The organism is Treponema sp. UBA753 (genome assembly GCF_002297325.1).
Classification (GTDB): Bacteria; Spirochaetota; Spirochaetia; order Treponematales; family Treponemataceae; genus Treponema_D.
The window spans coordinates 11,570-33,759 of record NZ_DBKJ01000059.1; the positions used below are offsets into that span (position 1 = coordinate 11,570).

The 22,190-nt window shown below is 39.8% G+C and carries 24 protein-coding genes; 7 read left to right on the plus strand and 17 right to left on the minus strand.

The features are described 5' to 3' along the window. Window positions 1-1,160 (minus strand): acetate kinase (locus B4C08_RS05085; protein WP_296663726.1); only part of this gene is annotated, 1,160 nt, incomplete at its 3' end. A gap of 278 nt (window positions 1,161-1,438) precedes the next feature. On the opposite strand from B4C08_RS05085, the gene B4C08_RS05090 reads away from it, so the two are divergent. After that, complete coding sequence (locus B4C08_RS05090; protein WP_296663689.1) at window positions 1,439-2,542, plus strand: aminopeptidase; 1,104 nt, start codon at window positions 1,439-1,441, stop codon at window positions 2,540-2,542. 5 nt (window positions 2,543-2,547) lie between these two features. On the opposite strand, the gene B4C08_RS05095 is transcribed toward B4C08_RS05090, so the two are convergent. Further along, a complete protein-coding gene (locus B4C08_RS05095; protein ID WP_296663691.1) occupies window positions 2,548-3,390 on the minus strand; it encodes an ABC transporter ATP-binding protein in 843 nt (280 codons plus the stop codon). A 73-nt stretch (window positions 3,391-3,463) separates the two neighbouring features. On the opposite strand from B4C08_RS05095, the gene B4C08_RS05100 reads away from it, so the two are divergent. Genes B4C08_RS05100 through B4C08_RS05110 form a run of 3 tightly spaced genes read left to right on the plus strand, consistent with a single transcriptional unit; the run spans window position 3,464 to window position 6,948 of the window. Continuing rightward, window positions 3,464-5,530 carry a glycoside hydrolase family 95 protein gene (locus B4C08_RS05100; protein WP_296663693.1) on the plus strand — a complete coding sequence of 689 codons (2,067 nt, stop codon included), beginning with the start codon at window positions 3,464-3,466 and terminating at the stop codon, window positions 5,528-5,530. 57 nt (window positions 5,531-5,587) lie between these two features. Beyond that, window positions 5,588-6,511 (plus strand): aspartate carbamoyltransferase, encoded by a 924-nt coding sequence (pyrB, locus tag B4C08_RS05105; RefSeq protein ID WP_296030011.1) that lies wholly within the window; start codon window positions 5,588-5,590, stop codon window positions 6,509-6,511. Next, window positions 6,511-6,948 carry an aspartate carbamoyltransferase regulatory subunit gene (locus B4C08_RS05110; protein ID WP_296010882.1) on the plus strand — a complete coding sequence of 146 codons (438 nt, stop codon included), beginning with the start codon at window positions 6,511-6,513 and terminating at the stop codon, window positions 6,946-6,948. Before pyrB ends, B4C08_RS05110 begins: the two co-directional genes overlap by 1 nt. A 163-nt stretch (window positions 6,949-7,111) precedes the next feature. On the opposite strand, the gene bioB is transcribed toward B4C08_RS05110, so the two are convergent. From bioB to B4C08_RS05140, 6 genes are all read right to left on the minus strand, one after another. Beyond that, on the minus strand, window positions 7,112-8,089 hold the full coding sequence (gene bioB / locus B4C08_RS05115; RefSeq protein WP_296663697.1) for a biotin synthase BioB: 978 nt from the start codon (window positions 8,087-8,089) through the stop codon (window positions 7,112-7,114). Further along, window positions 8,082-8,771, minus strand: a complete 690-nt coding sequence (locus B4C08_RS05120; protein ID WP_296663701.1) for an energy-coupling factor transporter transmembrane component T family protein — start codon at window positions 8,769-8,771, stop codon at window positions 8,082-8,084. The genes bioB and B4C08_RS05120 overlap by 8 nt, the downstream gene beginning before the upstream one ends. Then, entirely contained in the window at window positions 8,762-9,478 is a 717-nt protein-coding gene (locus tag B4C08_RS05125; RefSeq protein WP_296663704.1) for an energy-coupling factor ABC transporter ATP-binding protein, read from the minus strand. The genes B4C08_RS05120 and B4C08_RS05125 overlap by 10 nt, the downstream gene beginning before the upstream one ends. A gap of 3 nt (window positions 9,479-9,481) precedes the next feature. Further along, window positions 9,482-10,054, minus strand: coding sequence for a biotin transporter BioY (locus B4C08_RS05130; RefSeq protein WP_296663707.1), 573 nt, complete (start codon window positions 10,052-10,054; stop codon window positions 9,482-9,484). Between the two features lie 118 nt (window positions 10,055-10,172). Then, window positions 10,173-11,114 (minus strand): biotin--[acetyl-CoA-carboxylase] ligase, encoded by a 942-nt coding sequence (locus B4C08_RS05135; protein ID WP_296663709.1) that lies wholly within the window; start codon window positions 11,112-11,114, stop codon window positions 10,173-10,175. Between the two features lie 36 nt (window positions 11,115-11,150). Continuing rightward, window positions 11,151-12,044 (minus strand): LysR family transcriptional regulator, encoded by an 894-nt coding sequence (locus tag B4C08_RS05140; protein WP_295797401.1) that lies wholly within the window; start codon window positions 12,042-12,044, stop codon window positions 11,151-11,153. 97 nt (window positions 12,045-12,141) lie between these two features. On the opposite strand from B4C08_RS05140, the gene B4C08_RS05145 reads away from it, so the two are divergent. Together B4C08_RS05145 and B4C08_RS05150 are read left to right on the plus strand one after the other, a co-directional pair. Then, complete coding sequence (locus B4C08_RS05145) at window positions 12,142-12,435, plus strand: hypothetical protein (RefSeq protein ID WP_296663712.1); 294 nt, start codon at window positions 12,142-12,144, stop codon at window positions 12,433-12,435. Further along, window positions 12,432-12,989: a hypothetical protein gene (locus B4C08_RS05150; protein ID WP_296663713.1), complete on the plus strand. Its 558-nt coding sequence runs from the start codon at window positions 12,432-12,434 to the stop codon at window positions 12,987-12,989. The genes B4C08_RS05145 and B4C08_RS05150 overlap by 4 nt, the downstream gene beginning before the upstream one ends. Here the strand turns inward: B4C08_RS05150 and B4C08_RS05155 are convergent. Together B4C08_RS05155 and B4C08_RS05160 are read right to left on the minus strand one after the other, a co-directional pair. Next, window positions 12,986-14,005 carry a sugar kinase gene (locus B4C08_RS05155; protein WP_296663715.1) on the minus strand — a complete coding sequence of 340 codons (1,020 nt, stop codon included), beginning with the start codon at window positions 14,003-14,005 and terminating at the stop codon, window positions 12,986-12,988. The genes B4C08_RS05150 and B4C08_RS05155 overlap by 4 nt on opposite strands. A gap of 9 nt (window positions 14,006-14,014) precedes the next feature. Then, entirely contained in the window at window positions 14,015-15,034 is a 1,020-nt protein-coding gene (locus B4C08_RS05160; protein ID WP_296663718.1) for a pectinesterase family protein, read from the minus strand. A gap of 119 nt (window positions 15,035-15,153) precedes the next feature. Here B4C08_RS05160 and B4C08_RS05165 point away from each other — a divergent pair, with 119 nt between their 5' ends. After that, window positions 15,154-16,080: a DMT family transporter gene (locus B4C08_RS05165; RefSeq protein ID WP_296663719.1), complete on the plus strand. Its 927-nt coding sequence runs from the start codon at window positions 15,154-15,156 to the stop codon at window positions 16,078-16,080. Between the two features lie 194 nt (window positions 16,081-16,274). On the opposite strand, the gene gltA is transcribed toward B4C08_RS05165, so the two are convergent. The 7 genes from gltA to B4C08_RS05200 form a co-directional block, all read right to left on the minus strand. Then, on the minus strand, window positions 16,275-17,765 hold the full coding sequence (gene gltA, locus B4C08_RS05170) for an NADPH-dependent glutamate synthase (protein ID WP_296663720.1): 1,491 nt from the start codon (window positions 17,763-17,765) through the stop codon (window positions 16,275-16,277). 17 nt (window positions 17,766-17,782) lie between these two features. After that, window positions 17,783-18,610, minus strand: coding sequence for a sulfide/dihydroorotate dehydrogenase-like FAD/NAD-binding protein (locus B4C08_RS05175; RefSeq protein ID WP_296663721.1), 828 nt, complete (start codon window positions 18,608-18,610; stop codon window positions 17,783-17,785). A gap of 238 nt (window positions 18,611-18,848) precedes the next feature. Beyond that, window positions 18,849-19,796, minus strand: coding sequence for a hypothetical protein (locus B4C08_RS05180; protein WP_296663722.1), 948 nt, complete (start codon window positions 19,794-19,796; stop codon window positions 18,849-18,851). An 80-nt stretch (window positions 19,797-19,876) separates the two neighbouring features. Next, window positions 19,877-20,134, minus strand: a complete 258-nt coding sequence (locus B4C08_RS05185) for a hypothetical protein (protein WP_296663723.1) — start codon at window positions 20,132-20,134, stop codon at window positions 19,877-19,879. Between the two features lie 97 nt (window positions 20,135-20,231). Beyond that, window positions 20,232-20,456 (minus strand): hypothetical protein, encoded by a 225-nt coding sequence (locus B4C08_RS05190; protein WP_296663727.1) that lies wholly within the window; start codon window positions 20,454-20,456, stop codon window positions 20,232-20,234. Continuing rightward, entirely contained in the window at window positions 20,434-20,667 is a 234-nt protein-coding gene (locus tag B4C08_RS05195) for a hypothetical protein (protein ID WP_295799172.1), read from the minus strand. The genes B4C08_RS05190 and B4C08_RS05195 overlap by 23 nt, the downstream gene beginning before the upstream one ends. A 28-nt stretch (window positions 20,668-20,695) precedes the next feature. After that, entirely contained in the window at window positions 20,696-22,168 is a 1,473-nt protein-coding gene (locus B4C08_RS05200) for a monomeric [FeFe] hydrogenase (protein ID WP_296663724.1), read from the minus strand. Between the last annotated feature and the right edge of the window lie 22 nt (window positions 22,169-22,190).

Genomic DNA, 22,190 nt, shown 5'->3' on the forward strand with positions numbered 1-22,190 from the left:
TCTTCATCTGTTGGAATTACAAAAATCTTTGTCTTGCTGTCGTCTGCGGAAATGCAGGTTTCGGCGTTTCCAGTGAATGACCATTCATTTTTCTGCGCGTCGATTTTGATTCCGTAGTTTTCAAGTCCGCTCAAAGATTTTCCGCGTGTGATAGGTCCGCGCTCTCCAACTCCGGCAGTAAATACTATAGCGTCAACGTGTCCTAGCTCAGCCATGTATGCACCTACATATTTTTTTATGCGGAGAGCTTCCATTTCAATGCAAAGCTGGCAGAGCTTGTCTCCGTTTGCGGCGGCAATTTCAATGTCGCGGCGGTCTGAGTATTTTTCTGTGATTCCAAGGCAGCCTGATTTTTTGTTCAAGGCTTTGTCCATTTCGTCAGCGGACATTCCAGTTTTGCGCATGATGTAGAACGGAAGAGCCGGATCAACGTCTCCGCTTCTTGTTCCCATTACAAGGCCTTCAAGCGGTGTGATTCCCATTGAAGTGTCGTAGCACTGTCCGTTTTTTATGGCGCACATTGAAGAGCCGTTTCCGATGTGGCAGATTATAAGGTTTGTGTCTTTTGGCTCTTTTCCGAGAAGGACAGCCGCTCTTTTTGCAGTGTAAAGGAAAGATGTTCCGTGAAAACCATAACGGCGTGCGGCATACTTTGTGTACCATTCACGTGGAACTGCATACATAAATGTTTCTTCTGGCATTGTCTGGTGCCATGCTGTGTCCATTACAGCGCAATGCGGAACATTTGGCATTACTTTTTGCGCGGCTTCAATTCCCATTATATTTGCCGGCATGTGCAAAGGTCCAAGGTCAACAACTGAACGGAATGTTTCAAGAACTTCTGGAGTTATAAGAACAGACTTTGTGAATTTGTCTCCGCCGTGAAGAACTCTGTGGCCTACAGCTTTTATTACAGACATATCAGGAATAACGCCGATTTCTTTGTCTGTGATTGTATTCAAAATAAGCTCGATTGCTTCCTTGTGCGTAGGGCAGGCGCTTTTGATTTCCGTCTTGTTTCCTTTTGCCTTGTGTGTGATACATGAGCCTTCAATTCCAATGCGCTCAACTACACCGTTTGCCAGAACTTCCTTGTTGTCCCAGTCATAAACTTGGTATTTTGCGGAAGAAGATCCGCAATTCAATGTAAGAATTACCATAGCCATAAAATGCCTCTAAATAAAAATAATACCAAATCATTATATTAACATGGAAGAAAAATTTCAACTTTGAAAAAGTGCTGCAAGAGCACATCTGTAAAAACGGTTTCTTAATTGTCATTCTCGTGCTTGACACGGGAATCTTTTACATTATATTAGATTATCCGGTCAAGCTGGATAATGACGTTAAATTATAAAAACTTACGCGCAATAGCATTTGGTTTGTGTTTGCGCTATAATTTTTGTCGTTTGGAATTTTAAAAATACAAGAGGAAAATATGTCTTTGTTTGGAAAAAAAGAAAAGACTCCGGCGCAGACCGTGATAGAAGATGTCTGCAAAATAAAAAAAGGCGAAAAGGTTTTGGTAATTGCGAATCCTGAAACAAGTGTTATAGCGCAGAATTTATTTACAGCTGCCCTTGATTCCGGCGCAAAGCCAACGCTTATTTATCAGACTAAAAAAACTTCCGCGGATTTTGCAGAAGAAACTGTTGTGGGCGCAATAAAATCTGAGCCGGATGTAATTTTTTCAATTTCGGAAATAAAGCTTGGAAAAGATGAAAAGGCGATTGCTTCTCCTTACAAAGCCGCAGACGGAAAACTTTACGACAACACTTTTGACTGGCTGCTTTCTGAAAAGAAATCAATCCGCGCGGTGTGGACTCCGGGACTTACAGAAGATATGTTCAATAGAACTGTAAATATTGACTACAAGCTGCTTGGCGAACGCTGCAAAAAACTTTGCGAAAAATATGAAAATGCAGTCTCTGTTCACGTTACATCTCCTGGCGGAACGGACATTGTTGTTGGACTAAAAGGACGCAAAGGCATGGTTGACGACGGGGATTTTAGCAAGCCTGGAAGCGGCGGAAACATTCCTGCTGGCGAAACTTTTATAAGTCCTGTTGTTGGGACTTGCGAGGGAACTATTGTCTTTGACGGAAGCATGACATTTAGCGACGGAGATTCAATTTTAAAAACTCCGATTTGCGTAAAAGTTGAAAAGGGCTTTGTTTCGGAAGTTAGCGGAGGCGAAGAGGCAAAAAGGCTTTTGAAGGATATTCAGCAGGCAGAAAAAGATGCGGTTTCTATGGAAAATTCAGGAAAGCTTCCAAAAGGTCAAGGCGAAATTTATGCGAAAAACGCAAGAAATATCGGAGAGCTTGGAGTTGGCTTGAATCCTGCCGCTGGAATTACCGGAAATATGCTTGAAGACGAAAAGGCTTTTAGAACCTGCCACTTTGCAATCGGGGAAAACTATGACGGAGATGCTCCTTCTTTGATTCACTTTGACGGAGTTGTAAAAGAACCTACTATTATAATCAAGTATGAGGACGGAACAGAATTTGCAGTCCTCAAAAATGGAGAACTGCAAATTTAAGTCTTTTATTTTGTCTTTGGAGACATGGCTTCGGATTGCTGCGAAAGGAATTCCCTTGTCATGTCTTCATTATGCTTGAGCATTGCCGCAGGAATTCCGTAGGCTTTTTCAAGATCGTCGTTTGTCATAACTTCTTCTGGAGTTCCGTAAGACATATCTTTGTTCGGATAAATCAAAAGGACTTTTTCTGCGTATTTGCGTGAAAGGTCAAGCTCGTGCATGGAAATAAACATTGGAGTTTTTGTTGCTTCAGAATATTCACGCAGGTATTTAAGGGCAGAATTCTTCTGGCGATCTTCCATTGCAAAAAGAGGCTCATCCATGAAAATTCCTGTGCTTCCGTAAAGCAGGCTGAATGCCAAAAGGACACGCTGGTTTTCTCCTTTGCTGATTTCTGTAAGTCCATGATTCATAACGGAAGAAAGTTCGAACTTGTCCACAACTTCGCTGAACAAATCTTCTGTTTTAATTCCTTTTGCATTTGCCTTGAGTTCCCCGTTTTTATAAACAAAAGAAAGCAGATTTTCAACTTTCTCGTTGCTTTCAAATTCCATGTTCTGATAAATTACAGAAGCCAGAAGGTTGCGCTTTTCTTCATCAAGGCTTGCAATGTCCTGCCCTAAAAGCTTTACTTTTCCTTGTGAAGGAATGAGCCTTCCGCTTGCAAGAAGCATAAAAGTTGATTTTCCGCAGCCGTTCGGTCCGATTATGCTTGTAAATGCTCCAGGAAATCCTCCTGAAAAATTTTCAAAAACTGGTGAAGGAACAATTTGTTTTCCGTTTTCGTCAAGGTCGCCTTCAACTGGCGGATATGAAAAAGAAACGTTTTCAAAGTCAATAAAATTCATGTGTCTAGGTTATTGTAATTTTGAAGAAAATGCAATGTAGAAATTTATCTATGACTGTGCTAGAATCTTTTGCATGAAATCTATTTGGTATAAAAATCCTGCTGAAAATTTTGGCGAAGCAATTTCTGTTGGAAACGGAAGAATCGGAGCGACTGTTTTTGGCGGAACAGGACACGAAAAAATATATTTAAATGAAGAATCTGTATGGTCTTGCCGCTATTCAGATAGAAATAATAAAAATGCAAAGGATTCTGTAAACGGAATAAGAGCTTTGCTTAATCAAGGACGCGAGCTTGAAGCTCAGGAACAAGTCTTTGAATGTTTTTCCGGCTCTCCAAGTTCTCAGGCTTCTTATAAAAGCGCAGGAATTGTTTCAATTGATTTTTACGACGCAGAGCATCAGGGGCTTTTAGGACCGGACTCTGGCGACAAGGGAACTTTTTCTTCATACGATTCTTACAGGCGCGAGCTTGATTTTTCCAGCGGAATTTGCTCTTCAAGTTTTTCTCTTGAATCTTCCGCGCCAAGCACAGCGGATCTTTCAAACGGAACTAACGGAAGCTATGTTACTTTTACGCGCGAATGTTTTGCTTCTGCTTCTTCCGATGTTTTGGTTTATCATATTTCAGCTTCCATGCCAAAAAGCATTTTCCTTAGGCTCAAGATTGAAGGCGAAACTTTTCCGAAGAAATATAATCTTACAGAAGACACTATTGTAGCTTTGTGCGATTCTGACATTCCTTTTGCGGCGATGGTTACTGCTGTTGCTTGCGGCGGAACAGTTTTTACTCATGGAGACAATCTGATTGTAGAAAAAGCCGATGATGTTACACTTTACATTGATGTTGAAAGTGCGTACAGAAAAATGCGTTTTAGAAAAAAAGGCGGAAACAATTTTAGAAATCCGATGGTTTTTGCGTCTAAGTGCGCGGACATTGCATTGAAGAAAGTCTGCTTTGCTTCTGGCACTTCCTACGAAAATTTAAAGAGTGACCAGACTTTGGAATTTTCTGCATGGAATCAGCGTTCTATTCTTTCCTTGGAAGGCCTTGAAACTGACGGAAAATCAGTTGACGAAATTTGCCAAGATAAAAAATCCGCAAAATTCCTTGAATGGATTTATTCGAAATATAAGCTTATTTCTAGCTGCAAGGAACAGGCATCTCTTCCTTCTGTGGCAAACGGAATTTGGACAGACAAAAAATCCGCAGGAAATTTCAGTTTGCAGGACAAAAGTTTTTACAGATACAGTTCGGGAATTCTTGGACTTGAAAAAATAAATTTGCCTTTGTTCAAACTTGCAAAAAGAATTTACAAGCGCGGAAAGGCAACAGCAAAAAAAATGTACGGTTGCCCGGGATTTGTTGTGCACAATTCAACTGATATTTGGGGCGACACTGTTCCATGTGGCACTGATTTTAGAACTTCGTATTCCTCTCTTGGAGCCTGTGCAATTGCAAAAGCCGCATTGGATTACTATGAATACTCTCTTGACCGAAAATTTTTAAAGAGACATTTTTATCTTTTTAAGAAAGCTTGCGATTTTTTTGCGGAATATCTTGTTCCTGTTGATGACAAAAAATTCCTTTCGCTTAGTCCTGCTTTTACAAATGGATACGAAACAAGAAGCGGTTCTGTTGCATATATTGCTTTGGAAAATATTTCTGAAAACAAAATTGTAAAGGAACTTTTTGAAAACACATTAGCGGCAATGAAATATCTTGGATTCAAAAATTCAGAAAAGCTTTTTATAAAGTACAGTTCGATTATGCAGAAAATAAAATGCGCGGAAGAAGAAAGTTCTGCGGAAAATACAGCAAGTACTTTTGACAGCTTTCTTTTGGATTCTGCGGATTCAATTATTTCAAGCAAAATTAAAAATGGCCGTGTGGAAATTTCTTTGCTTTCTAATTTACCATCTGAATGGCAAAGCGGTTCTCTTACAAAAGTTTGCCTTAAAGGAAATATTCTTGCGGACATAAAATGGCGCGACGGAAAATTTGAAGATGCCCGGCTTTATACTGAGCAAGGAACTGTCTTTATGAAGGAGTTGACTATTTGTTACGGCGGAAAAAAATACAGCTCGCAGCTTTCAGACGGTTCGCTTGATATAAGAAACGTTTTGCCAACGACTGTATAATCTATTTGCATAAAGTTTCCCCTTGTGATATGATAGCGAAAATTTCAGGGGGCTTGAATGTTAAAAGGAAGACATCTTATTGAACCGGCGGATTTGACCGTCAGTGAAATTGATGAAATTTGTTCTTTGGCAGAACAGATGATTGTAGATCCAGCTTCTTTTCAGGATGTGTGTCGCGGGAAAATTCTTGCGACACTTTTTTTTGAGCCGAGCACAAGAACTAGGCTTTCTTTTGAAGCTGCGATGCTTCATTTAGGTGGAACTGTCGAAGGCTTTGCTGATGCGAGCTACACTTCTTCTACAAAAGGCGAAACTTTGGCAGACACAATAAGAGTTGTAAGTTCCTATGTTGATGTTATTGCGATGCGTTCTCCAAAAGAAGGCGCAGCATTGCTTGCTTCAAGATACAGCCCTGTTCCTGTAATCAATGCGGGCGACGGCGGACATTCTCATCCAACGCAAACTCTTACAGACCTTGTTACAATCCGTGCGCTTCAAGGCGGATTTGAAGGACATACGATTGGCTTTTGCGGAGATTTGAAATTCGGAAGAACAGTACATTCTCTTACTCAGGCAATGAGCCGCTACAAGAATAACAAATTTGTTTTTATCAGCCCGGAAGAATTGAAAATTCCTTCTTACATAACAGAAGATTTGCTTAAGCCTGCCGGAATAGAATTTGAAACTGCTGAACGTTTGGAAGATGTTATTGGCGAGCTTGATATTCTTTACATGACTCGTGTTCAAAAAGAAAGATTTTTTAACGAGCAGGATTATATCCGCCTTAAAGACAGTTATATTCTGAACAAAGAAAAAATGAAACTTGCAAAACAGGACATGATAGTTCTTCACCCTCTTCCACGTGTAAACGAAATTGCTCCGGAAGTAGATGATGATCCGCGCGCTGCTTATTTTAAGCAAGTGAAATACGGAATGTTTGCGCGCATGGCTCTTATTGCAAAACTTACAGGAGCGCTCTAATGATTAATATTGCTGAAATTAAAAACGGACTTGTAATCGACCATATTCAGGCTGGAACTGGCTGGAAAGTTTTCAAGTGGCTTGGCTTGGACAAAGTGAGTTTTTCCACCGCATTGATTATGAATGCCTCTTCTAAAAAAACAGGCAAGAAAGACATAATAAAAATCGACAACATTATAAATATAGATTACAGCGTTCTTGGCTTTATAGATTCCAACATAACTGTAAATGTAATTCAGGATTCAAAGATAACAAGAAAAATAAAAATGGAACTTCCTGAAAAAATTGAAAATGTGATTGAATGTAAAAACCCTCGTTGCATTACAATTACAGAACACTATGTTCCGCAGGAATTTAAACTCGTCAACAGAGAAAAGAAAGAGTACCGATGCGTTTATTGCGATGCTCTCCATAAGGGAACTCTTTCAGTTGAGTGATTTTTCTGCTAACTTTCCCACACTGAAGTTAATTGATATTCAATAAGTTCTAAATGTTATAGAGTTGTCCAACAAGTTTAAAATGTTATTCCCGTACCTTGATACGGGAATCTTTTTTTGCTACACACAAATTTCCGTGTTGTAGCACGGCAATGACAACTTTTTAACTTTCGATTTTGTAGCCGAGTTTTTTCAGCATTGAAATATCTTCGTCATTGGTTGAGCCGGGCGTTGTTAAAAAATCTCCGGAAATGAGCGCGTTTGCTCCTGCTAAAAATGCATCTTCTCCGTTGTTGCCCAAGCTTTTTCTTCCGGCGGCGCATCGTATTGTCTGGCTTGGCATTATAAATCTGAAAACTGAAATTGTTCTTAACGCTTCTTCCTGCGAAATTTTTTCAGCGTTTTCAAGCGGAGTTCCTTTTATCGGAGTTAAAATATTTATTGGAACAGACTGAACTTTAAGCTCTCGAAGTTCAAGCGCAAGATCGATTCTGTCTTCCCTTGATTCTCCCAGTCCGATTATTCCGCCGCTGCAAATTTCAAGTCCTGCTTTTTTTGCATTTAAAATTGTCTGAATTCTGTCGTTGTAAGAATGCGTTGTGCAGATGTTTGCAAAATAATTTTTTCCGGTTTCAATGTTGTGGTGGTAGCGTTCAACTCCGGCAAGCTTCAGTTTCTGCATTTGCTCAAAAGAAAGAATTCCAAGCGAAGCGCAAAGTTTGATTTTGTCTTTGAGTTTTTCTTTTATCGCCTGGAAATTTTCTATTGCGGTTTCAAAATCTTTTCCTGAAAGTCCGCGCCCCGAAGTTACAAGTGAAATTCTTGAAACGTGATTTTCCAATGCACGCTCGCAGATTTTTATTGATTCTTGTGGCTGAATGACTGGAGTTGCTTGGCATGAAGTTTTCCAGTGTACGGACTGAGCGCAGTATTTGCAGTTTTCGCCGCATTTGCCCATCTTTGCATTTATAATTGAACAAACGCTGCTTGAGTTTGTGCAGCAGTTTTTTCTGATTCTGTCTGCCGCTTCAAAAAGTTCGGACGCTTGTTCTATTTGGTAAAGCTGAACCGCTTCTTCTTTTGTAACTTTGTGATTTTCGTTTATAACTGCGCTTTCCAATTCTTGTAAAAAATTATTCATTTGAAATTTTGCTCCTGTTTAAAACAGCCATTCTTTTTGTTTCCGCATTGTAAAGAAGACAGGAAAAAAATGTTGAAAATTTTTGTATTAAAATTTCTGTTTTCCATTTTGAATTTTTCTGTGTCCGCGCTTTTACTGCAAGCTCCACTTTGTTCCAAGTTTCAAAAATTTCTGGAATGAAATTTATTGCAAGCGAAATTGTGAGCGCAGGATTCCATTTTTTTACAGGCGGAATTATTTTTGAAATTCCTTCTTGAATAACTTCTAGCGCGTTTTGTATTTGTAACGGTGAAGTTGTTTCAAAAATAACTTGGGCTGCAAGCGATGTTATAAAAAATCTGACTGTATATAAAATTCCGTAGGCAAGAGAATCTTTGTCCAACCAGAACGGAATGTAAATCAGTTTTACCAAAGTTACAAATCCGCCGATTACAAAAACAAATTTCAACTGTCTTATAGAATTCCATTTTGCGCCGGAAAGAAAAAAAAGCGTTAGGCTTGCAAAAAAGTACCCGGAAATTTTTATAACAATTTTCCAAGAAAAAAGCTCATCCCAAGAAATAGACATTCCGCCGCTGTAAGTAAAAATGCACAGCACAAAAAGAAATGAAAGTTTTGCAATTGAAGGAATTTTGTGCAAAACGGAATTTCCTTTTCGATAAGCGAACAAACTTAAAGCCATAATAAATCCTTTAGACTTGAATATTGCGCGATTGGATTTTTTATGCTCCACTGCTCAAGATTTTGCGATAAGCCGTCCTGCGGTGAACCGTTAAATCTAATTTTTCCTTTATCTAAAACAATGAATCGATCTGCAAGCGCAAGAATTTTTTCAAGCTCGTGAGTCAGCACGATAATTGTTTTCTTTTCTTCTTTTAATTTTTTTAGAATTATGCAGACTTGCTTTACGCCAGGCCAGTCTAAGTTTGCAAATGGCTCATCAAAAATTATAACGCTTCTGTTGATTGCAAGAATTCCTGCAACTGCAAGCCTCCGTTTTTCTCCGCCAGATAAACTTCTTGCATAGGCATTTTTTTTGTGGAGAAGTCCAACTTGCTCAAGCGAAGATTCAACGCATTGCTTGAGTTCGTTTTTTTTCAGCCCGTAATTTTTTGCGCCGAACGAAACGTCTTCTTCTGGAGTTTCGCCTAAAATCTGCGAGTCGGCATCTTGAAAAACAAGCCCCGCGGAATTTCCGAATAAGTCAATTGTTCCGCTGGTCGGCTCGTCAAGTCCTGCAATCAGCGACATTAAGACGCTTTTCCCAGAACCGTTCGAACCTGCGATTACACAGAATTCTCCCTGTTCAATTGAAAATGAAATATCTTCAAGCGCTTTTGTTTTGTCTGGAAATATTTTTGAAACGTTTTTTATTTCGAGAGCTTTCATTTTTTATGAATGTGTGTAGCGGAAAATTACCGGGCGGAATTTGTAAGTGAGCGGAACCATCAAAATTATTTTTATGATGTTGCCCGGAATAAACGGAATCAAAACCGTTGTCAAAGTTGTTTCAAGTCCGCTTTGTGTTACGTGCATGAATCCAAGAATTCCGCCTGCAAAAATAATTACAGTCGCAGCAATTGCCGCAAGCGATATAACAATCAACGATTTTATTTTTGAGTGTTCTTTTTTATTTGAAAGGAAAATCGCAAGAATCAGTCCGCCTGCAAAAGCTCCGATTGCGTAGGAAAAAAGAAATCCGCCTGTTGGTCCTGAAATCAAATGCTGGATTCCACCCTTGCCGGAAAAAACAGGCAGTCCCAAGCTTCCGAGAATTAAAAAAATTACAACGGACAAAGCTCCGTAAGCAGGCCCGAGCAGCATCCCGGAAAGCATACACATCATGTCTTGGATGATAATTGGAATGCCAACCGGCAATGGAATTTGTATAAAGCATGAGGCGGAAATAAGAGCTGCAAATAAAGCCGTAAGAATAATGTTTGTTCCTGATTTTTGTGATTCCATAATTTACCTTTTTTTCGTTACCCAAGTTTTTTATTAGGTTAACGAAATATATGCTTGTAGTCAAGGCATAGTTTTTCAATATTTATCTCTTTTGTTCTTGGTTCAGAAAAATAAATTTTTACTTTATAAAAGTATCTTGACCGGGAATTAAAATGCGTTTTTGATTTTTTGATTCCAGCAATGCAAAGCCAAATGCGTTTATTCCTTTGAATGTGTAAATATTTTTGTCGGATTCAAGGCGGATTTTTTTTTCATCGTCAAAGCAAAGGTTGTTCCATTTGCAAACAAGAGAAGAATTTTCTTGCTGCACTTCTTCTTCCGCAGATTTAAACTCTTTTAAAAATGCAGAAAGAAATTCCTTGCGTGAAAACTTTGCATCTGATTTTACCGCGCAGTCTGTGTTTGGAATTTTTGGGCACGAAGTTAAATTTATTCCGATTCCTATGTTGAGCCAGTTGCATTTTCCGCCGGTTGCAGAAAGCTCATCAAGAATGCCGCCGACTTTTCCGTTTTCGCTCCAAATGTCGTTCGGCCACCTTGCGTAGAATTTTTTTCCTGTCATTTCAGTTAAAGTTTTTATGATTGCAATTTGTGCTGCCATTGTTGCGCGGTGTGAATAGGACACGGCGATTCCGCTTCTTGTAATTAGTGTGCAGGCGAGACTTCCTTTTGTTGTTGTCCATTTGTGGCTTGAATGCCCCTGCCCTTTTGTCTGCTTGTCCGCGGTTATGATTTCCATTTTCTTGCTGAAAGAATTTTCCTGCGCAATTTTTCTTGCTTCTGTCATCGTGGATTCAGTTTCCGGAAAATGAAAGAAAAGCTCTTCTTCTGCGCCGAATTCCCAAGGAAACAAACTGTCCTTTAAATCTTTTTCAAGAAAATATCCTGCGCGAGTTGAAGAAATTCCGTAGCCGGAAAGTTGCAATGATTGAATCGCTTTCCAAACTGAAACTCTGGAAATACCAGCGAGCTTTGCGGCTTCTTCCCCGGAAACAGGAAGCTTTGCTTCCCGCAGAATTTTTAAGACTACATATTTTGTTGAAAGATTTTTGTTACCCATTTGTATTTATAGGTTAACAAAAAAATATTACTGCGGTCAAGAGAGCTGTTCAAGGCTAGCTTTTTCTTTTGAAGATACATATTCTGTTAAGAACTTGTAAAACTTTTCAACTTGCGAGCAGTCTAGTTTATTTTTTTTGTAGGAAATTAAAATGTCGCGGCTGCACACAGGATCGCTTATTTCAAGGAGCAAGACTTTTTTTGTGTCAAGTTTTCCCCAGGAATATTGCGGCCAGAATCCGATTCCTAAGTTTGCTCCGATTGTATTTTTTACAGCTGAAATATTATCGCTTTCAAAAATAATATTCGGATGGATTCCTGCTTCGTGGCAGTATTTATCGCAAATTGTTCGCAAATGCTTTGAGCCGGACAGCGCGATAAAATTTTCGTTTTTTACTTCTTCAAGTGAAATCGATTTTAAATTGGAAAAGCGCGGAATGTTTGGAACTGCAAGAAAAATTTTTTCAGAGCAAACAAAAACGCTGTCCTTTTCATTTTCATTCTGCTGGTAAAAAAGTTTTGTTGTAACGCAAATATCGTAAAGATCTGTCTGGTCGTTTTGATTCAGTTGAATGTGAATCTTTTTGTTTGTTTTTTTGTATTCGATAATCGCATTTGTTATAAGTGTGGAAGCCGCCAGAATATTTAAATGTATTGTCGAGTCTTCAAGGTTTGCCATTGTCTTTAGCTGCTCAGGAATTTCATCTATTTCTTTTATTATTGGCATAAGTTTTTTATACAGCCACAATCCGTAAGTTGTAAGCTTTATGTTTCTTCCGTCGTGCTTGAACAAAGGAATTTCCAATTCTTCTTCCAGCTTATGAATTGACTGTGTGAGCGCAGGCTGAGCTACATGAAGATTTTCCGCGCTTTTTGTAACGTGTTCATTTTTTGCAACTTCTAAGAAGTATTTTATTTGATTCAGTTCCATTTTTTATTCATAAGTATAACTTATTAATTTAATAAAAACAATATATTAGTAATTATAAAAAAAATTTGCTATCTTTTTCTCAGTTTGGAGGTTTGATATGCCAGAGATTTTGGAAACAGCGATGCTTGTTTGTTTTGGACTTTCATGGCCGATTTCAGTTGTGAAAAATATAAGGTCGAAGACAGCAAAGAACATGAGCTTGCGTTTTATACTTTTGATTATCGTAGGTTACATTGCAGGAATTTCCGCAAAAATAATTCTTGGAAGTTTCAACTATGTTTTGGCGGTTTATGTTTTGAATCTTGCAATCGTAAGCATAAATATTCCAGTTTATTTTATAAACAAAAAGTACGATAAAAAATTTGCTTTGTATAGGAAGGTAGCGGCATGATTAACGTAGTAGAAAAAATTGATGATTTTAAGACACTGAATGAAATGGGAAAAAGCGGCGGCGTTGTATTTTTTGGCTCAACTTATTTTTCAAGAATGAATATAAATGAGCTTGCAAACAATGAGGAAATGGGCGGAAAAATCTACGACAGAAGCGTGCAGGGACTTAAGCTAGTTGATTCGTTTAAGCTTCTCGATAGCGGAGTTTATGAATTGAATCCTGCGAAAGTTTTTGTTAACTTTGGAGAAGAAGAGTGCGCATCTGAAAATTTCAATGCAGATGAATTTATAAACAAATACGAATGGCTTTTGCTGAACTTGCACCGTAACTGCAAAAATTCAAAAACTTATATCGTATCTGTAGTTGCCTCTGGAAAAAATGCATCAGATGTAAATAGTCGTCTTGAATCCCTTGCAAAAGAAACTGGCTGCACATTTATAAATGTAACAAAAGAAGCCTTTGAAAACTTGGGATTTGAAAAAGTTTTTAATGTGCTAAAACCTTACATGAGAGTTTTCCCGGTAAGTTTTGCACAGGCAATGCAGATGGCTTAACGCTGGATTCTTCCGCTTGAATCTCCGTGGGCAAGACGTTCAACTTCTTCCACGGAGACCATATTGAAGTCCCCTTCAATTGAATGCTTTAAGCACGAAGCCGCGCTTGCAAATTCAACAGTCCGCTGTCCGTTTTCATTTCTTAAAATAGAATAAATAAGCCCTGCGCAAAAACTGTCTCCGCCGCCAAGTCTGTCCACAATAGCAATGTCATATTCGTGGCTAAAAAAATAATCAGTTCCATCGTAAAAAAGAGCCGCCCATTTATTTCTGCTTGCGTTTATAGAAGAGCGCAGAGTTATTGCGACTTTTTTGAATCCATATTTTTCTGAAAGCTTGCGGGCTACATTTTTATAGCCTTCTTTGCTAAGTTTTCCATTTTCAATATCTGTGTTGCCCGCGCTTATTCCAAAAACATCCATTGCGTCTTCTTCGTTTGAAATGCAGATGTCAATGTATGGAGCTATTTTTTCCATTGTTTCTTTTGCTTGCTGTTTTGACCAAAGTTTGCTTCTGTAGTTCAGGTCGCAGCTTACAGGAATTCCCTTTGTGTTTGCAGCTTTGCAGGCTTCGATGCAGATTTCAGGAAGTTCTCCGCCAAGAGCTGGAGTTACGCCTGTAAAATGAAACCAGTCTGCTCCTTCAAGAATTTTGTTCCAGTCAAAATCTGATTTTTGGCTTAATGCGATTGCCGAACCTGCTCTGTCATAAATGCATTTTGACGGACGCTGGCTTGCTCCCCGTTCATTAAAATATATTCCGACTCTGTTTCCGCCGCGCACAATATATTCAGTTCTTACACCGAATCTTCTAAGGCTGTTGACTGCGCTTTGTCCTATTTCGTGGGAAGGAAGCTTTGTAACAAAAAAAGAATCTTCGCCAAAGTTTGCAAGTGAAACCGCGACATTTGCCTCAGCTCCGCCAAACGTTGAAGTCATTTTGTCTACTTGGACAAATCTGTAGTAACCTTCCGGCTGCAAGCGAAGAAGAAGTTCCCCAAAAGTAACTATTTTCATACTGTTATATTATTCCTTGGATAAAAGCTCGGCGAACGGAGTGTCATGCAGAATCAGATAGCGGCTTGCGTATCCGTTGAAATAATCATCTTCTGTAAGCGTGTAAGATTTTATGTTTCTTTTGCTCGTGTCGGCTTCTGCAACTTTTCCGCCTTTCAAAGCTATTTTTGAATTGTACTCCCTGATTCCGCATTTTGCATTTCCACGCGGATAAACTTCAAGGCTCATGTCGTCGTCCCACAAAAGTTCCGGCGCATACGTGTCGGAAAAAATGCAGTTTACAAATGCGATGCTGTCCCAGTCTTTTTTGCTTTCTGAGCTTCCAGCTCCATCTGTTCTGCAGGCATACACTAAATTCTTTTTTCTTTTTTCTCCAAGGAAGCGGCAATTTGTAAATACAAATCCGTTTTTTTCGGCTATTGCATGGCTGTTGATTGCGAATCCGTCAAAGTCGCCTCTGTTGTCTGCAACTACTTCAATTGCGCAGTTTTCAAAAAGGCAGGTATCTGGCTCTCCGTAAATAAAGTCAACATCGCCTGAAATGCTTGAATTCAAAAACCAGCTGAATCCTTTTACAAAAAGCGTGTTCTGGTGTCCTTCAAGTTTGATTCCTTCGCAAAACAATGTTCCGGTTGTGTTGTTCCAGGCAAGAGCTTCAGCAGAATCCGCTGCGGAATAAAGTTCCTCGGAAGTTTTTACGTGCGTGTTTGAAATTGTAAAATTTTTAAGAGAAACATTTGTCGCGTTTGGTCCAAAAGAAAAAACAGCTCTGTTTTGCTGGCCTTTATTGTAAGCCTCGCAGTTGTCGGCAAGAATTACGCAGTCTTCAGTTTTTGTTCCAGGAACACTTTCTATTGCCAGCGGATTTGAAAGATTGTACCGCACTGTTTCTCTGTAAGAACCCGGCTCAAGAATCAGATGAATTGCTGTGTCTTTTGCGACAGTTCCAGTGGAAATCATTTCCTTTATTTTTTTTAGGGCAGCAGTTATTGCCGCAGGTGATTTTGTGTTTACATTCAGTTCTAGCATAAAACGTCCCGCTCTTAATAATTTTCTATTTAATGATTATATATTGAAAGCTCAAAAATTGCAATTTTTCCCACATAAAAGTTATTTTATTCAGCTAGAAAATTCGATATAATCAGCGCATGAAAAAAATAAGTGCGGCTTCGGCGTTTGGAATTTTTTTGGCTTGCGTTTCGGTTTTTATATGGGGAATAACTTTTGTTTCTACAAAATCGCTTTTAAATGATTTTTCTGCATTTGAAATTCTGGTCGTGCGTTTTTTAGCGGCGTATATTGGGCTTTGGGCTATGCGTCCTAAAAAGCTTGTTTTAAAAAGTAAAAAGGAAAATATTTCATTTGCGCTGGCGGGACTTACCGGCGTTACGCTTTATCAGTTTTTTGAAAACATTGCGATTTCTTTTACAACAGCTTCAAATGTAAGCATTATAGTTTCTATTTGTCCTATGTTTACGGCGATTGTCGCGCGGATTTTCTTGAAGGAAAAATGCATCACGAAAAACTTTGTTGCGGGATTTGTGCTTGCAATTTCGGGAGTTGCCCTTGTGAGCTTTAACGGAAATGCGGAATTTCATTTTAGTCCCAAGGGTGACTTGCTTGCTCTTCTTGCTGGAATTTGCTGGGGATTTTATTCGCTTTTTGTTTCAAAAATAAATTCCATGAAATACGACATTGTTTGCAGCACGCGTCGGATTTTTTTCTTTGCGCTGGTTTTTATGATTCCGCTTGCATTGGCTGGAACTGGGGCAGAAAAAGCTTCTTCTGTTTTTATTAACACTGATTTGGCTTTTAACATAAAAAGGTTTTCAAGTTTTGCAAACTGGGGAAATTTGCTTTTCCTTGGAATTATAGCTTCGGCTGGATGCTTTGCTTTGTGGAATAAATCCTGCAAAATTTTAGGAACAGTGAAAGTTTCTGCCGGGCTTTACATGATTCCAGTTGTTACAGTTATTTTTGCATTTATATTTCTTGGGGAAAAACTTAGCCTGATGGGAATTTGCGGCGCGGCGATGACAATCTGCGGACTTTTTATTTCAAGCTGGAAAAAATAAAGATTGCCGTGTCGAGCACGGCAATGACAAGTCAATCTAATGTCATGGTTGTCCAATAAATTCAAAATGTCATTGTCATGCTTGATACTGCGATGTTTGCATAGCAAACTTGGTTAGCAATCTCTAATAGTTAGATTTTCGGGACAAGCCCGAAAATGACAAAAAGATACTTTTGGAACATCTCCCATTAATTTTTACTTTGCAAGATATTCGTTTATGCTTGCGGCGGCTTTTCTTCCTTCGCCCATTGCAAGAATAACTGTGGCGGCTCCTAGAACAATGTCTCCTCCTGCCCACACTTTTGTCATGCTTGTTTCCTGGCTTTCGTCAACCGTGATGTGTCCGCGGTCGTCCACGTTGATTTCTGGAGTTGTCGCAGGAATAAGCGGATTTGAATTGTTTCCGAGCGCAACAATCACAGCGTCGCAAGGAATTTCATGTTCGCTTCCTTTTATTTCAACTGGACGGCGTCTTCCTTTTTCATCCGGTTCTCCAAGCTCATAGGACAAGGCTTTTATTCCTGTTACTTTTCCTGTTTCGCTGCTTCCAAGAATTTCAACTGGATTTTCAAGGAATTTGAAGATTACGCCTTCTTCTTCCGCATGGTCAACTTCTTCACGACGCGCTGGCATTTCAACACGGGAACGGCGATAAACAACGTAGACTTTTTCTGCTCCAAGCCTTAATGCCATTCTTGCCGCATCCATTGCGACGTTTCCGCCTCCGCAGACAACAACAGTTTTTGCATGGTAATAAGGGGTGTCGGCGTGTTCTGTGTCGTAAGCCTTCATCAAGTTTGCGCGTGTAAGATATTCATTTGCGCTGAACACACCGATGTAGTTTTCGCCAGGAATTCCGAAGAACTTTGGAAGACCGGCTCCAGTTCCGATAAATGCGGCGTCGAATCCTTTTTCAGTGAGAATCTGCTGAACTGTCATTGTGCGTCCAACAAGAGTGCTCATTTCAAATTTTACGCCCATTCTTTTTAGATTTTCAACTTCATTTTGAACAATTGACTTTGGCAAACGGAATTCTGGAATTCCATAGACCATTACACCGCCGGCTTTGTGGAATGCTTCAAAAACTGTAACATCGTGTCCTGCGCGCCGGCAGTCTGCTGCAACTGTTAATCCTGCAGGTCCTGAGCCTACAACTGCGACTTTTTTTCCTGTTGAAGGAGCGATTGCCGGGGAAGTTACAAGGTTGTTTGTGCGTTCCCAGTCAGCTACAAAGCGTTCAAGGCGTCCTATGCTAACTGATTTTTCTGCGTTCTTGTAAACTTTTCCGACTGTGCATTGTCCTTGGCACTGTTTTTCCTGAGGACATACGCGTCCGCAGATTGCAGGAAGAAGATTTGTTTCTTTTATAATGTCAACAGCCGCTTTGAATTCGCCCTTTGCAACCTGCTCAATAAATTTTGGAATCTGAACATTTACAGGGCAGCCTGAAACACAAGGCTGGTTCTTGCACTGAAGACAGCGGTTTGCTTCAACAATTGCCTGTTCCGTTGTGTAGCCAAGCGCAACTTCTGTCATCTGCCTTGCGCGCACCAAAGGTTCTCCTGAAGGCATTTCCATCTGCGGAATCGCCATGCGGTCTTTGTTTGTAAGAGTTTTTCCTTTTATTTTGTTGTATTCATTTGCAGCAATTTCGTTTAGCTGCTCTATTGTTTTGTGTTCGCTCATATTTTTCTCCGTCCAGTTTACATTCCGAGTCTGCACTTGTGCTTTTCTTCTTCATCTTTAAAGCTTTTCATGCGCGTCATCATATTTGCCCAGTCCACCTGATGGCCATCAAAGTCAGGTCCGTCAACACAAACGAATTTTATTTTTCCGCCTACGCTTACACGGCAGCCACCGCACATTCCAGTTCCGTCAATCATAATTGTGTTGAGCGAAACTGTAGTTTTTACATTGTATTTTGCAGTTGTGGCGCATACGAATTTCATCATTATTGGAGGACCAATTGCAATTACTTCTGCTGGAGGAGTCTGCGACTGGCAAAGCTCTTCGACTGGAACTGTGGAAACTCCTTGGCGTCCTGCGCTTCCGTCGTCAGTCATAATTATAACTTCATCCGCAATCGCTTTCATTTCATCAACAAAAATCAGAAGGTCTTTTGTGCGGGCGCAGATTACAACAGTTACTTTGTTTCCGGCTGCCTTTAAAGCCTGAACAATTGGATAAAGAGGAGCTGTTCCAATTCCGCCGCCAACACAGAGAACCGGAGCGTCGTATTTTTCTATTTTAGACGGAGTTCCCAAAGGACCAAGAACCGCCGCAAGATAGTCGCCCGGATTAAGGCGCGCTATTTTCATTGTGCCTGCTCCAACTGCCTGAAAAACAATTGCAACCCAGCCTTCTTCTGCGTTTGCATCTGCGATTGTAAGCGGAATCCTTTCTCCCATTTCATCGTCATATTGAACAATCAGGAACTGTCCTGCCTTGCGGTTTTTTGCAATGTCCTCGGCTTCAAACTTCATGTAGTAAACGGTTTCTGAAAGCTGCCGTTTTTCTAGAATCTTGTTCATCTTGTAATCCTTACACACACTGAATTTTTTGAATATTTCTACAATTTTAGCATAAATCTGATTTTTAGTGAAGTGTTAGACATAAAATGCAAAAGTGTCATAATGAAAAAAAGGCTCCCGGAATACGGAAGCCTTTTTTTAGTGTCATTCCCGCACTTGATCTGCGATGTTTGAGTAGCAACTCGGTTAGAAATCTGTTGCAGGAGATCTTCGGGTCAAGCCCGAAGATGACAAGAATTTACTTTATAGAAACAAGGTCGCTTTCAAGTGTTACAGTGCGCCACTGCGATACTTTGGGGCAATTTGGAACTTCAAAAGTAAAAGCGTACTGTGCAAAGAATGTGCTTGAAAGACTTTGTATTGATTGTCCGTCCCGTCTTGTTAGCTCAAATGAAACATTTTTTTCAACAGTATCGGGATTTTCATAGAGGCAGTACCAGTCAGTTTTTCCTTGAGTGTCCCAGTCTTTGTTGCCATAGAAAATGTCGATATAAGTTCCTACATTTTTTACAACGCTGTCCTGCGGAGGAATTACATTTTCAATCCAGACTGTTGCTTTGTTGTCGCTGTAAGATGCAAATGCCCATTCGCCGTTTTTAAGGTTTGAATAGTTAATGTCGCCGATTCCGCCCTTTGCAGTTAATGTAAGATAATGAAAATAACCATTTTCACGTACAAGGCTTTCACCTTCTTTTTTTAAAGGTTCAATCTGAACTTTGAATTTATACTGTTCACCGGCTTCGCATAATGGATAGATAAAATTTATTTCTTTGGCTGGTTCTTGGTTTATCCAAGTTCCATTATTCCAGTATCCAGGCTCAAAAGGTGATTTGTCTACAACTGCTAATGTTGTTTGGATTTCTTCACCGCCGATAGTTTCCAAGCGGTAAACTCCAATCCAGTTACAGCCTTCTTTGTAATTTTCGTCTTCTAATGCAGTTGCAGGGTTTTTAATTGTAAAGTGCATTCCGTCAGATTCTGCGGTTACTTCTACAAGGTCTGTTTTTGCCTCGTAAGTTCCAGATGCGGAATTTTCAATCCAGCGGGCAACTCCGCCGTTTTGAATTCTTAAGTCGAGAGTCCGGCTTTCTGTTCCGTCGCTTCCGCTGCTTCCAGAATCTGAACAGGAGCAGAGAGCCAAAGAGATTGCCGCCAAAGCAAAAAATGTTTTTACAGCCTTTTTCATGATACTGCCTCCAGTAAAATAGTTTCTGGGGCATAATACCACGGGGGGGTACTGTCAACTGGTCAGGCGGAATTTTTGGGTTATTCTGCTTCTAATAAAGCAAAAATTTTTTCTTTTGTCCAAAGTTTATTTGGAAAAATGGAAAATTGATTTTTGTGCTTTCGTATTATACGGACTGGTTTGTCTGTTGAATTGTCATATACATGTAAAATGTCACAGAGTTTTATTAATTCTTTTATATTGGCTAATGATTTATAATATCTTTTTTTTATTGTTTCCGAATCTACATTGTGTCCGCCATTTGCAACTCTAGCTTCTACTCGCGCAATATTTATCATAGGATCTATGGTAAGGACAAATATACATTTTATAAAATAGCCAGAATCTCTAGCTTTCTTTAAAATATCTATTTTATAATTAGATGATAAAACTGTTTCAAAATGTAAAATCCTCTTTTTTATTTATAGATAAATATCGTTTTTCATCGACTTGCTGAGCAGCTTTTATGTTGGAAATTCCAGTTGCAGCTACAATGTCGTCTGCATTTGTATAAGTTCCTATAGTTTCAAAGAATTCTGTAATTGTGCTTTTACCGGAGCCATTCGATCCCGCAAAAATAAGAACCATAGTTTTTTTATTAAAGATATTTTTTTGTTCCATTTGCATATTCGATGTAAGCTTTTTTTTGAGCGGCATCATATTTTGCCACAGGTTTTTTGCAAATCTTTGCTTTTTTTATTGCAGCTTTTACCGCATAAGCAGCCCTTTTGTCCATTTCTGAATCATTTTCAGAGATTGATTTTTTTGAATTTCGAGAAATAATATTAACAATTCTCTTAATATTTCCTATTTTTATTTCTACTTTATTCATAAAATATTCTCCATATTTGGGGTTATTTTTATTGCCCGTCTATTGTATTTGCGGAGCCGTCCTGCACGTATTTTTCTAGCTGAAGTTCGGCCTGCTTTACAGTTGTGATTACAGAAGGTCCTGCTATGCATCCGCCTTCGCATGACATTACTTCAATAAGGTTCGGAGTATCTGGTTTTGCAGGAATTTTTCCCGAATTTATAAGACCATAAGCATTTAAGACTTTCATTCCGGCTTTGCTAAGTCCGTTGATTTTTGCGGGGCGCAGAATGGATTTGTCTTTTAAACGTAGAGCGACAGCTTCCATTACGCCTCCTGAACGCGCAAAGTTTCTTCCGCTGGCTGTAGGAATTATTGTTTCGTGACGCTTGTCCATTTCTGCAACATTTATTTCACGCGCTTCAAACAAGGCCGCAATTTCTTCAACAGTAATTACATAGTCAACAAGGTCATCGTCAAAGCCTTCGCGTTTTTTGGCAAGGCAGGGACCAATAAATACCGTTATGCAGTCCGGATCAGCTTTTTTTGCGATTTCAGCAGTATAGTGCATTGGGCTTCTTGTTTCAGAAACGCATGGAATAAGAGCCGGAACGTGTTTGTGAACTGCGCGGACGTAAGCGGAACAGCATGAAGTTGTCATCATTTTGTCTCCGCGTGCCATGCGCTCTTCAAATTCACGGGCTTCGTTGTCGGCGCAGATGTCAGCTCCGATTGCAACTTCCCATACACGGTTGAATCCCGCCGCAATCAAAGAAGATTCAAGCTGGCCTGGCGTAACCTTGAACTGGGATGCAATTGAAGGCGCGTAAAGGGCAACAACTTTCTTGCAGTTCATTATGTGCTTTATTACATCTACAAGCTGGCTTTTGTCCATCATCGCGCCGAACGGACATTCTCGCATACAGTTTCCGCAGAAAATGCATTTGTGGTAGTCGATTTTTTCGTGTCCTTTTTCGTCTTTTGAAATTGCTCCAACTGGGCAGGCTTCTTCACAAGGAACTGGAATTTTTATAATTGAATGGTAAGGGCAGTTTTCCATGCATTTTCCGCAGTTGATGCAGAGTTTTTCGTCTATAGTCGCCCTTCTGTCTACGGTGATTGCCTTGCGCGGGCAGTTCACCATGCAGGGGCGCGCGTAGCACCCTTGGCAGGCATTTGTAACCATATAATGCGCTTTTACACAGCCGTTGCAGGCTTCGTCAAGAACAGTAAGCATTGGCCAGGTTGGTTTTTCGCGTTCCAAAGCCTGTTTTGCAAAAGAGCCGAGAGTCGCTTCCTCGTCGATGTTTTCAACTGAAATTCCCATGCGGGCAAGAACTCTCATGCGCAGAATTTCACGGTCATGGAAAATGCAGCATCTTAGCGGCGGTTTGTCTCTGGGAGCCATTTCTCGCGGAATAAAATGCACGCCTTCTTCCAGTTTGCCCTGGAGTTGAAGCTTTGCGATTCTAACAAGGATTTCGCGCTTTATGTTTGATGTGTTATTGTTTATGTTAAGCATTTTGTCTCCCATAAAAAGTCAA

Coding starts and splice junctions, on each gene's coding strand:
- gltA (WP_296663720.1), bottom strand. CDS start 17,765: ATGAGCGAACACAAAACAATAGAGCAGCTAAACGAAATTGCTGCAAAT.
- B4C08_RS05150 (WP_296663713.1), top strand. CDS start 12,432: ATGATTAACGTAGTAGAAAAAATTGATGATTTTAAGACACTGAATGAA.
- B4C08_RS05155 (WP_296663715.1), bottom strand. CDS start 14,005: ATGAAAATAGTTACTTTTGGGGAACTTCTTCTTCGCTTGCAGCCGGAA.
- B4C08_RS05140 (WP_295797401.1), bottom strand. CDS start 12,044: ATGGAACTGAATCAAATAAAATACTTCTTAGAAGTTGCAAAAAATGAA.
- B4C08_RS05190 (WP_296663727.1), bottom strand. CDS start 20,456: ATGGAACAAAAAAATATCTTTAATAAAAAAACTATGGTTCTTATTTTT.
- pyrB (WP_296030011.1), top strand. CDS start 5,588: ATGTTAAAAGGAAGACATCTTATTGAACCGGCGGATTTGACCGTCAGT.
- B4C08_RS05160 (WP_296663718.1), bottom strand. CDS start 15,034: ATGCTAGAACTGAATGTAAACACAAAATCACCTGCGGCAATAACTGCT.
- B4C08_RS05095 (WP_296663691.1), bottom strand. CDS start 3,390: ATGAATTTTATTGACTTTGAAAACGTTTCTTTTTCATATCCGCCAGTT.
- B4C08_RS05090 (WP_296663689.1), top strand. CDS start 1,439: ATGTCTTTGTTTGGAAAAAAAGAAAAGACTCCGGCGCAGACCGTGATA.
- B4C08_RS05165 (WP_296663719.1), top strand. CDS start 15,154: ATGAAAAAAATAAGTGCGGCTTCGGCGTTTGGAATTTTTTTGGCTTGC.
- B4C08_RS05135 (WP_296663709.1), bottom strand. CDS start 11,114: ATGGGTAACAAAAATCTTTCAACAAAATATGTAGTCTTAAAAATTCTG.
- B4C08_RS05100 (WP_296663693.1), top strand. CDS start 3,464: ATGAAATCTATTTGGTATAAAAATCCTGCTGAAAATTTTGGCGAAGCA.
- B4C08_RS05200 (WP_296663724.1), bottom strand. CDS start 22,168: ATGCTTAACATAAACAATAACACATCAAACATAAAGCGCGAAATCCTT.
- bioB (WP_296663697.1), bottom strand. CDS start 8,089: ATGAATAATTTTTTACAAGAATTGGAAAGCGCAGTTATAAACGAAAAT.
- B4C08_RS05175 (WP_296663721.1), bottom strand. CDS start 18,610: ATGAACAAGATTCTAGAAAAACGGCAGCTTTCAGAAACCGTTTACTAC.
- B4C08_RS05185 (WP_296663723.1), bottom strand. CDS start 20,134: ATGATAAATATTGCGCGAGTAGAAGCTAGAGTTGCAAATGGCGGACAC.
- B4C08_RS05130 (WP_296663707.1), bottom strand. CDS start 10,054: ATGGAATCACAAAAATCAGGAACAAACATTATTCTTACGGCTTTATTT.
- B4C08_RS05145 (WP_296663712.1), top strand. CDS start 12,142: ATGCCAGAGATTTTGGAAACAGCGATGCTTGTTTGTTTTGGACTTTCA.
- B4C08_RS05125 (WP_296663704.1), bottom strand. CDS start 9,478: ATGAAAGCTCTCGAAATAAAAAACGTTTCAAAAATATTTCCAGACAAA.
- B4C08_RS05120 (WP_296663701.1), bottom strand. CDS start 8,771: ATGGCTTTAAGTTTGTTCGCTTATCGAAAAGGAAATTCCGTTTTGCAC.
- B4C08_RS05195 (WP_295799172.1), bottom strand. CDS start 20,667: ATGAATAAAGTAGAAATAAAAATAGGAAATATTAAGAGAATTGTTAAT.
- B4C08_RS05180 (WP_296663722.1), bottom strand. CDS start 19,796: ATGAAAAAGGCTGTAAAAACATTTTTTGCTTTGGCGGCAATCTCTTTG.
- B4C08_RS05110 (WP_296010882.1), top strand. CDS start 6,511: ATGATTAATATTGCTGAAATTAAAAACGGACTTGTAATCGACCATATT.